The sequence below is a fragment of the Streptomyces sudanensis genome, assembly GCF_023614315.1.
Lineage (GTDB): Bacteria > Actinomycetota > Actinomycetes > Streptomycetales > Streptomycetaceae > Streptomyces > Streptomyces sudanensis.
This window is the reverse complement of record NZ_CP095474.1, coordinates 4,934,800-4,943,924: the sequence shown is the minus strand read 5'-3', so window position 1 is coordinate 4,943,924 and position 9,125 is coordinate 4,934,800. Positions and strand designations below refer to the sequence as shown.

Sequence of the window (9,125 nt, the reverse complement as noted above, 5' to 3'; positions counted from 1 at the left end):
GCCGNGCCCGGGGCGCCCCGGGCCCGCCCGGTCTCACCGCCGCAGCGGGTCCGGCGCGGCGAACGGCCGGGGCCCGGCCGCCGTGGGCAGCGTCCTGGGCGCCGCCGCGCGGCCGGTGGCCGCCGGGCTCGGGGCGTCCGCGAGAGCCCCCTCGACGTGGCGGAGCATGGCCTCGTCGATCGCGTGCGGCTGCGGGTAGCCGTCCTCGCCGATGTGCTGGTACTTCATCAGGTTGATGCCGAGTGCGACCTGCCGGCGGCCGTCCTCCGTGGACAGCGCCATCGTGCCGGCGCCGAACACCGCGCCGTCGTGGCCCCAGTACCAGCGGCCGTCGGACAGCCTGGTGGTGTAGATGCCCAGGCCGTAGCGCATGGCGGGCTCCTGGCCGGGCGGCGCCTCATAGGCGGGGACGGTGGTCTTCATCTCGCGCAGTTCGGCGGGGCCGAGGAGCCGGCCGGTGAGGAGCTGCCGGTAGAAGGAGTTGAGGTCCTCCATGGTGGAGACGAGGGACCCGGCCGTGCCGCCCCAGGACATGTCGTAGACGCTGTAGTCGCGGGCCGGGTCGATGAAGCCGTACATCGACTCGTACATCCGGGAGTGCGGCCCGGTCAGGTACGGCGTGCGGGGGAAGTACGTGTGGCGCAGCCCGGCCGCGCGGATGACGTGGCGGGTGATGTACTCCTCGGGCTCCTGGCCGGTGACCTCGCGGAGCAGGAGCCCCAGGACGACGTAGTTGGTGTTGGAGTAGCCGTAGGTGCCGCGCGGTACGGGCGAGGGGGCGGCGAGCCCGAAGCGGACGAGCTCCTCGGGCTCGAAGTGGCGGAAGCGGCCGGCGTCGAGGGCCCTGCCGGGGTCCTGTCCGATGCCGGGGAACGCGGCGGCTATGTGGTCGCCGAGGCCGCTGGTGTGGTTGAGGAGCATGCGGACCGTGATGAGGCGGCCGCGTTCGCCGGGGACGAGGTCGGGCAGGTAGCGGCCGATGGGCGCGTCGAGGTCGACGCGGCCCTCGCGGACCTGCTGCAGGACGGCGACGGCGGTGAAGGTCTTGGTGATGCTGCCGACGCGGTGCCGGAAGCCGGGCCGCACCGGCCGCCCGGTGTCGACGTCGGCGTGCCCGGCGGCGCCGCGCCAGTGCGACGAGCCGTCGCGGACCGCGGAGTACGTGCCGTACATGCCGGCCTGGTGGATGGCGTCGAGGGACGCCTGGAGCGCCTGCCGGTCCAGTTCGCGGCCCTGGTGCCCGGCGACGGCCGCCGGGGGCGCGGCGGGCGCGGCCTGCGCGGGCAGGGCGCCGGCGGTGAGGGACAGCAGGACGGCGCCGGAGGTGACGGCGGCGAGGCGCAGCCCGCGGAGGGCGGGGCGCGGCGAGGATGCCATGGATGCTCCTGCGAGGGTCGGTCGGGGCACGGGTCCGTGCCTTCGCGCCCCATCCTCACAGCGCCGCACCGGCCCGGACGTCCTCCCCCGGAACGACCCGGCGCACGGAAGGCTGTGACATGTGTCAGACGGGCGACCCCCGTCACGTCGCGGCCCCCGACCGGCAGTTGCCGGTCGGGGGCCGCGACGTGACGGGGCGTAGGATCAGTGGCGGCGCAGCACGCCGAGGATCCCGCGGCTGCGCGTGCGCCGCCGGGGGTCCAGCGCGGCGCGCCGGGCGGTGTGGATGAGCCGGCGGCCCTGCGGGGTGCGGCTGAACCTCTTGATGCGCCTGATCAGTTGCGACATGACACCTCCTGTGTGCCGGTTCCGGATGCTGACGGCGTGTCACGCCGGTCCGGGCCGATCGTGTGGGGATCCGTCTGCCCCGCCGGGCTTCCGCCATGTGTGCCGGTACGGGGTGTTTCCTCCGTGCCCTCGGCGCCGAGGACGCGGCGCATGGCCTCGGCTGCGCGGACGGCGGCGTCCCCGCAGCAGTTGTTGAACAGGACGTGCACCTCGGCGGCGCGGTCGGCGAGGGCGCGGACGCGGGGCGCCCACTCGCGCAGTTCGTCCGCCGTGTAGTCGTGGCGGAACCTGTCCTCCTTCGTCCCGGTCCCCCAGGCCGGGCTGCGGCCGTGGAACCGTACGACGGACAGGGCGGGGTCGGTGACCGGCACGTCGGGCGTCAGCGATCCCGGCAGGCCGCGCGCCGTGTCGACGGCCACGGCGGCGAGGTCCAGGCCGCCGAGGAGGGCCGCCGTACGGGTCCGCTCGTCCTCGCCCCACCAGCCGGGGTGGCGGAACTCGACGGCCACCCGCCATCCGGCCGTCCGCCGCCGGCACTCCTCCAGGAACGTCCGCGCGTCCGGGCCGGGAGCCGCCCACGGGGGCAGCTGGAACAGCACCGCGCCCAGGCGGCCCGCCTCGCGCAGCGGCCCGAGCGCCGCGGCGAAGCGGGTCCAGACCTCGTCGAGGAGGCCGGGGTCGGCGGGGGCGCCGCGCGCCCGGCCGTGCCGCGCGAGCGCGGGCCTCAGGTCGGCGGGCACCGCGGCGGGGCGGGTGGGGTGGCCGGTGAGCAGGGAGAACGCCTTCACGTCGAAGCGGAAGCCGTCGGGGGTGCGCTCCGCCCAGAGCCGGCTGTTGCGGACGCTGGGCATGCCGTAGTACGTGGAGTCCACCTCCACCAGCGGGAACCGGTCCGCGTAGTGCCGCAGCCTGCCCTCCGCGTCCCGCCTTCCGGACGGGTACCAGCCGCTGGAGACCAGGGCCGGGTCCGTCCACGAACACGTACCGATCATGATGTCGCCCATGGGCGTCGTGCCTCCCCTCCCCGGGGTGTCGTGCTCCTCGCCCGTACGGGGTCCCGTCCGGGGTCCCGTACGGGCGAGGAGGGCCCCGGCCGCGCGGGTCCGCGCGGCCGGGGCCCTGTCGGGTGCCGGATGCCGTCGGGCGAAGCTCCTATAGATCGTCAAGCGGTCTGAAGGAGCGGTTTCGGTGTGGTCTGTGAGCTGATGAGGTGCTTGTAGACCTCGCGCGCTATGAAGCGTTTGAGGCACCGGAGGATGTCCTTCTTGGACATGCCTTCGGCGGTTCGTCGGATCACGTAGTCCTTGGTACGGGTGTCGTAGCGCATGCGGACGAGCGCGATCGTGTGGAGTGCGTTGTTGGCCTGGCGGTCACCGCCGCGGTTGAGGCGGTGCCGGTGGGTGCGACCTGAACTGGCCGGGATCGGCGCCGCCGCGCACAGGTGCGCGAAGGACGCCTCCGACCTGAGCCGGTTCGGGTTGTCGCCCGCCGTGATCAAGAGCTGGGCGGCGGTTTCGGTGCCGACGCCAGGCAACGCAACCAGGTCGGGGACGGTCTGCGCGACCAGCGGTTTCAGCTCGGCATCGGCATCGGTGATCTCCTCGGTGAGGTACTGGTAGCGGCGGGCGAGGCGTCGCAGTGCGGTGCGAATCGCGCAGGCCGGATCCGCGTGGTCGCTGCCCGGGCGCGAGCGGGCCAGCTGCCGGATCAGCTCGCCGGTCGGCAGAGCGCGCAACTTCTCACGGACCTCGCCGGGTGCGGTGACGATGAGCGTGCGGATCTGATTGATCGTCTGGGTACGGGACTTGATGGCCGAACGGCGGACCACGCGCAGGGAGCGGATCGCCTCTACGACGCCGTCGCGCGTCTTCGGCGTACCACCGGCCCGGCCGGAGAGCACGGCGGTGGCTGCGGCGTAGGCATCGACGGGGTCGGACTTTCCGTTGGCACGCCTGGCCCGCCGGTCGGGCCGGTCCACGTCGATGACGGTGACCTGGTTCGCCCGCAGGTACCGCGCCAGTTCGGCGCCGTAGGCACCTGTGCCCTCGACGCCGACGGCCATGAGGTCACCGTGCGAACGCAGCCAGTCCAGCAGGCGGCGGTAGCCGGCGGGGCTGGTGGGGAACGCCTCGGTGGCGAGGTGGCGACCGATGGAGTCGATCACGGCGGCCTGGTGGAAGTCGGTGTGGGTGTCCACGCCGCCGACCACCGCTATCTCGTCTGCCATGCTGACTGCTGCTGTCCTTCCGTGCGACGCGCGAGGGATGACACGCGCCGGTCGGGCGACAGGACAAGACTGTGATGGGACCTTTGGCCGGGCTCCTATGAAGTCACAGACGCCCGACCGGCCGCGTGCATGGCGGCACCGCCCGGACGGCCGACGATTCAACCGCAGGACAGCCGGAGCGTCAGTCAGTCGGAGGGTCAGACCCCCGAGCGGTGCCATCTTCATCCTCACAGTCAGTCGGTGGACAGCGCCTGCACCAGGTCGCCCACCTTCGGGTCGGGCAGCGCCCGGGCGACGTCGGCCTGGGCGACCATGCCGACGAGGTCGTGGCCGTCGATGACGGGGAGCCGGCGCACCTTGTGCTCGGTCATGGTGCGCAGGATCTCGTCCGCGTCGTCGTCGGCGCCGATGGTGACCGCCTCGCCCTGGGCCAGCTCGCCGGCCTTGCACTCGGCCGGGTCCTTGCCCTTCCCGAGGACCTTCACGACGATGTCGCGGTCGGTGAGCATGCCCTTGAGCCTGTTGTCGGTTCCGCAGATGGGCAGGGCTCCCACACCGAGTTCCGTCATCTTCTTCGCGGCTTCGAGCACGGTCTCGTCCTCGCCGATGCACTCGGCGCCCTCGGTCATGATCTCTCGTGCCGTCGTCATGGTGTGACGATCCCTTCTCCGCGTTCTCTACCTCATGTGCGAACCCGTCGGCCCGGTGGCCGGCGGGTGGGTGTCTGACGCAACACGGGTCCCCCGACATCCGGCCCGGCTAACCCTCTTCGGGGACATTCGCAACCCGTTCGGCCGTTCGGCATGGTTCGGGGGGCAAGGGGCACACGGACGTCCCCTGACACGGAGGAGGTCGCCATGGCCATGACGGAGCAGTCGGTCGGGTGGCCCGCGGCGGGCCACCCTCCCAGAGGCGGGTGCCCCTCCTGCGCCGAGGCCGCCGGTCCGGACGGCGGCCGTCCCGGCACCGGGGCCGGCCCCGCCGCACCCGGTCCGGCGGGTTCACCCGTCCGGCCCCACGCCGCACTGATCCTTCCCGCCGCGACCGCGGGGACGGCCCCTGCGGCGGGCGCCCCGCAAGCCGATCCGCCCGAGAGCGCGCGCGACCGGATCAACCGCAGGTGGCACGAGATCCTGCAGGAGACCCGGGTGGCGCAGACGGGTGTGCAGATCCTCTTCGGCTTCCTGCTGAGCGTGGCGTTCACGCCGCTGTTCCGGGAGCTGGCCGCGGCCGACCGGGCGATCTACGTGATCACGGTGGTGCTGGGCGCGCTGGCCACCGCCTCCCTCATAGCGCCGGTGTCCCTGCACCGGTTCCTGTCGGGGCAGCGGATGAAGGACGAGATGGTCGACACCGCGCACCGGCTGATGATGTGCGGCATGGTGCTGCTGGCCCTGACCATCGGCTGCACCCTGCTGCTCATCCTGCACGTGGTGGTGCCCGGCCTCCTCGCGGATCTGCTGGTGGGCGCGGTGATGCTCTGGTTCGTCCTGTCCTGGTACGTGCTTCCCCTGTGGTTGCGCCGCCGATCCGCACGGCGGCTCGCGCGGCGTTCCGCCCGGAGTTGAGAAAGGTGGTTCGTGTGCGAAGTGTGGGTGTGGAGGAGGAGCTGCTGCTGGTGGACCGCCAGAACGGAGAGCCGCGGGCGCTGTCCGCGGCGGTCCTGGCGGCGGCCTCGCGTGACCCGCTGGGCAACGAGGAGGTCTTCGAGAGCGAACTCCAGCGCCAGCAGCTCGAGTTCGCGACCAGCCCGCAAACCGACATGCGGGAGCTGGAGGAGGAGGTCCGCCGCTGGCGGGCGGAGGCGGCACGGCACGCGGAGGGAGTCGACGCGTCCGTCGTGGCGCTGGCCACCTCCCCGCTGGGGGCGAGCCCCGCGCTCGGTTCCGACAAGCGGCACCAGTGGCTGAAGGAGCACTTCGGCCTCACCGCCCTGGAGCAGTTGACGTGCGGCTGCCACGTGCACGTGTCGGTGGAGTCCGACGAGGAGGGCGTGGCCGTCCTGGACCGGGTCCGCCCCTGGCTGCCCGTCCTGCTGGCGCTCAGCGCGAACTCGCCTTTCTGGGAGGGCCAGGACAGCGGTTACCACAGCTACCGCAACCGGGTGTGGGGCCGCTGGCCGTCGGCCGGCCCGGTCGAGGTGTTCGGGTCGGCGGACCGGTACCACGAGCAGGTCGCCGACATGATCGCCAGCGGGGCGCTGCTGGACGAGGGCATGGTGTACTTCGACGCCCGCCTGTCGAAGGCGTACCCGACCGTCGAGGTCCGCGTCGCGGACGTGTGCCTGGACCCGTCGACGACGGTCCTGCTGGCGACGCTGATCCGGGGCCTGGTGGACACGGCCGCGCGGGAGTGGCGCGACGGGATGCCGCCGCCGCGGCACGGTGTGGCCCTGCTGCGGCTGGCGAGCTGGCGGGCGGCCCGGTCGGGCCTGGAGGACGAGCTGATCCACCCGGGGACGATGCGCCCCGCCCCGGCGGAGGCGGTGGTGCACGCCCTGTTCGACCACGTGCGGGACGCGCTGGAGGAGAACGGCGACACCGCGTCCGCCCGGACGGCCCTCGCCGACCTCCTGGAGAACGGCAACGGCGCCCGCGTGCAGCGGCAGCTCCTGCACCGCACGGGCAGCCTGCGGTCCGTGGTGACCGAGTGCGTCCGGCGCACCCTGGCCTGAGAACGGCGAAAGGGCCGACCAGCACCCCCGGGTGAGGGGGCGCCGGCCGGCCCTGCGTCGTTCGCGGCCGCGTGGAGGCGGACACCGCCCGGCGGTGGTGGCCCCGCCCGAGGGCCGGTCCTCCCCCGCCGGGTGCGGGCCGGGGCGGGCGGATCGCCGCGGCCCNCGGCCGGCGGGACGCGGGGCGCTCGGGGTCCGGCGTCCGGCGTCCGGCCGGGAGCGCGGGCTCAGNGGCCNNNGGGCGGGAGGGGGGCGGCATCTCCTCGGGCTTGTTGTTCTCGGCCTTCATCGCGGCGGCCTCGCTCTTGAGGATCCGGGCGGACTTGCCGAGGGAGCGCGCCATCTCGGGCAGCTTCTTGCTGCCGAAGAGGAGGACGACGACTCCGACCACGATGGCGAGGTGCCACACGCTGAGCGTTCCCATGTTCCCTACCTTCCGATCGGGCCGCGCGCCGGGGCGCCCGGGGCCGTGACCCTTCGGATCGTAACCGCCCGGCGTGCGCGCCGGACAGGAGGGCCGCCGCGGAACCGCACGAGACCGCACGGAACCGCACGGAACCGCACGGGCGGGGGCGCGAGCGCCCATCCCCGGGCGGCGGGAAGGAGCGCCCGTATCGCCGGGGATCTCCCTATATCCGCAGATCACCCCATTGGTTGCCCGGGTAAAGTAACTGTCAAGCCGCCCGCCGCACCTCCGCGCCCGGCCCAGCCACGCCCAGGGAGACATCCATCGTGCACGCTCCACGGATGAGCAGTACGCCGCTGCCCGGCATCGGGGTCCGCTACGACCTCACGACCCGCGAGGACCGGCGCCTGTCGGTGGTCGCCCAACGCGACGGGAGCCGCGTGCTGAACGCCTACCGCCGGGACGATCCGGACGAGTGCGCCCTGTCCGTGAAGCTGACGGCCCCCGAGTCGGAGGCGCTGATCGACGCCCTGATGCCCTCGCACCACAGCCCCAGCCTCCTGTCGACGACCGACCTCGGCCTGGTGGCCGAGCGCATCGAACTGCCCTCCACGTCGTACTGGGGCGGGCGGCACCTGGGGGACACGCGGATGCGGACCGAGACCGGCGCGTCGATCGTCGCCGTGCTGCGCAGGGCCGACGCCATCCCCTCGCCGGGGCCCGACTTCCGGCTCGCCGGCGGGGACACCCTCATCGTCATCGGCACCCGCGAGGGCGTCGACGCCGCCGCCGCGATCCTCGGGAGGGAGTGATACATGCACTCGTCCGCTGTCTTCCTCGTCGAGTTCGGCGCGATCATCCTGGGGCTCGGCCTGCTGGGCCGCCTCGCCGGGCGGCTGAAGTTCTCCCCCATCCCGCTGTACCTGCTGGCGGGGCTGGCGTTCGGCACGGGCGGACTGCTGCCGCTGGGCGCGAGCGAGGAGTTCGTGGCGATCGGCGCCGAGATCGGCGTCATCCTCCTGCTGCTGATGCTCGGCCTGGAGTACACGGCCGCCGACCTGGTCACCAACCTCAGGACCCAGTACCCGGCCGGTCTGGTGGACGCCGCGCTCAACGCCCTGCCGGGCGCCGCCATGGCCCTGCTGCTGGGCTGGGGCCCGGTCGCGGCGGTGGTGCTGGCGGGGGTCACCTGGATCTCCTCCTCGGGCGTCATCGCGAAGGTCCTCGGCGACCTGGGGCGGCTCGGCAACCGGGAGACCCCGGTCGTCCTGAGCATCCTGGTCCTGGAGGACCTGGCGATGGCCGTCTACCTGCCGATCGTCACCGCCCTGCTGGCGGGGGTCGGGCTCGCCGCGGGGAGCGTCACCCTCGCCGTCGCGCTGGGGGTCGCCGGCCTGGTCCTGTTCCTCGCGCTGCGCTTCGGGCGGCTGATCTCCCGTTTCGTGTCCAGTGACGACCCGGAGAAGCTGCTGCTGGTGGTGCTGGGGCTGACGCTGCTGGTGGCGGGCATCGCCCAGCAGCTCCAGGTGTCCGCCGCGGTCGGCGCGTTCCTGGTCGGCATCGCCCTGTCCGGCGAGGTCGCGGAGGGCGCCCACAACCTGCTGAGCCCGCTGCGGGACCTGTTCGCCGCGGTGTTCTTCGTCTTCTTCGGCCTGCACACCGACCCCGCGAGCATCCCGCCGGTCCTGCTGCCGGCCCTCGCGCTGGCCGTGGTGACGGCCGGCACGAAGATCGCGACCGGCTACTGGGCGGCGAAGCGGGCCGGCGTGTCCGTCAGGGGCCGCTGGCGGGCCGGCGGCACGCTGGTGGCGCGCGGGGAGTTCTCCATCGTCATCGCGGGTCTGGCCGTCACGGCCGGGATCGAGCCGTCCCTCGGCCCGCTGGCCACCGCGTACGTGCTGATCCTCGTCGTGCTGGGTCCGCTGACGGCCCGTTACACCGAGCCGGTCGCCAGCCGGCTGACCCGGCGCCGCACCGCGCCGGAGCAGCCGCCGGTGCCGCGCGAGGAGACCCTCGACCCGGTCGAGGACGGCACGGCGGGCCGCGCCTGAGCCTCCCCGCCCGGCGGCCCGCCGAGGGGCGGGCCGCCGGGC

Annotated in this window: 10 protein-coding genes; 4 read left to right on the top strand and 6 right to left on the bottom strand. The window is 73.6% G+C overall.

Translation table 11 applies throughout. The features are described 5' to 3' along the window. Positions 1-33: 33 nt before the first annotated feature. The 5 genes from MW084_RS22870 to MW084_RS22850 all read right to left on the bottom strand — a co-directional run bounded on the left by MW084_RS22870 (position 34) and on the right by MW084_RS22850 (position 4,602). Positions 34-1,377 carry a serine hydrolase domain-containing protein gene (locus MW084_RS22870; protein ID WP_010476620.1) on the bottom strand — a complete coding sequence of 448 codons (1,344 nt, stop codon included), beginning with the start codon at positions 1,375-1,377 and terminating at the stop codon, positions 34-36. Between the two features lie 204 nt (positions 1,378-1,581). After that, entirely contained in the window at positions 1,582-1,725 is a 144-nt protein-coding gene (locus MW084_RS22865) for a hypothetical protein (RefSeq protein WP_169331719.1), read from the bottom strand. Beyond that, entirely contained in the window at positions 1,713-2,729 is a 1,017-nt protein-coding gene (locus MW084_RS22860) for a DUF72 domain-containing protein (protein WP_010476617.1), read from the bottom strand. The genes MW084_RS22865 and MW084_RS22860 overlap by 13 nt, the downstream gene beginning before the upstream one ends. Positions 2,730-2,887: 158 nt before the next feature. Continuing rightward, a complete protein-coding gene (locus tag MW084_RS22855; RefSeq protein ID WP_275563388.1) occupies positions 2,888-3,952 on the bottom strand; it encodes an IS110 family RNA-guided transposase in 1,065 nt (354 codons plus the stop codon). Positions 3,953-4,185: 233 nt separating this feature from the next. After that, positions 4,186-4,602, bottom strand: coding sequence for a CBS domain-containing protein (locus MW084_RS22850; RefSeq protein ID WP_029553662.1), 417 nt, complete (start codon positions 4,600-4,602; stop codon positions 4,186-4,188). Positions 4,603-4,980: 378 nt separating this feature from the next. Between MW084_RS22850 and MW084_RS22845 the strand changes: the two genes are divergently transcribed. Together MW084_RS22845 and MW084_RS22840 are read left to right on the top strand one after the other, a co-directional pair. After that, complete coding sequence (locus MW084_RS22845) at positions 4,981-5,520, top strand: DUF6328 family protein (protein ID WP_372499317.1); 540 nt, start codon at positions 4,981-4,983, stop codon at positions 5,518-5,520. A 14-nt stretch (positions 5,521-5,534) separates the two neighbouring features. Further along, the gene (locus tag MW084_RS22840; RefSeq protein ID WP_029553661.1) at positions 5,535-6,626 is read left to right on the top strand and encodes a glutamate--cysteine ligase 2; all 1,092 of its coding nucleotides are present in this window, start codon (positions 5,535-5,537) and stop codon (positions 6,624-6,626) included. Positions 6,627-6,865: 239 nt separating this feature from the next. Here the strand turns inward: MW084_RS22840 and tatA are convergent. Beyond that, on the bottom strand, positions 6,866-7,050 hold a 185-nt coding region (tatA, locus tag MW084_RS22835), incomplete at its 3' end, for a Sec-independent protein translocase subunit TatA (RefSeq protein ID WP_275563764.1). A 323-nt stretch (positions 7,051-7,373) separates the two neighbouring features. Here tatA and MW084_RS22830 point away from each other — a divergent pair. Together MW084_RS22830 and MW084_RS22825 are read left to right on the top strand one after the other, a co-directional pair. Continuing rightward, on the top strand, positions 7,374-7,844 hold the full coding sequence (locus MW084_RS22830) for a cation:proton antiporter regulatory subunit (protein WP_010472871.1): 471 nt from the start codon (positions 7,374-7,376) through the stop codon (positions 7,842-7,844). 3 nt (positions 7,845-7,847) lie between these two features. Beyond that, entirely contained in the window at positions 7,848-9,083 is a 1,236-nt protein-coding gene (locus tag MW084_RS22825; RefSeq protein ID WP_010472870.1) for a cation:proton antiporter, read from the top strand. Positions 9,084-9,125: the final 42 nt, after the last annotated feature.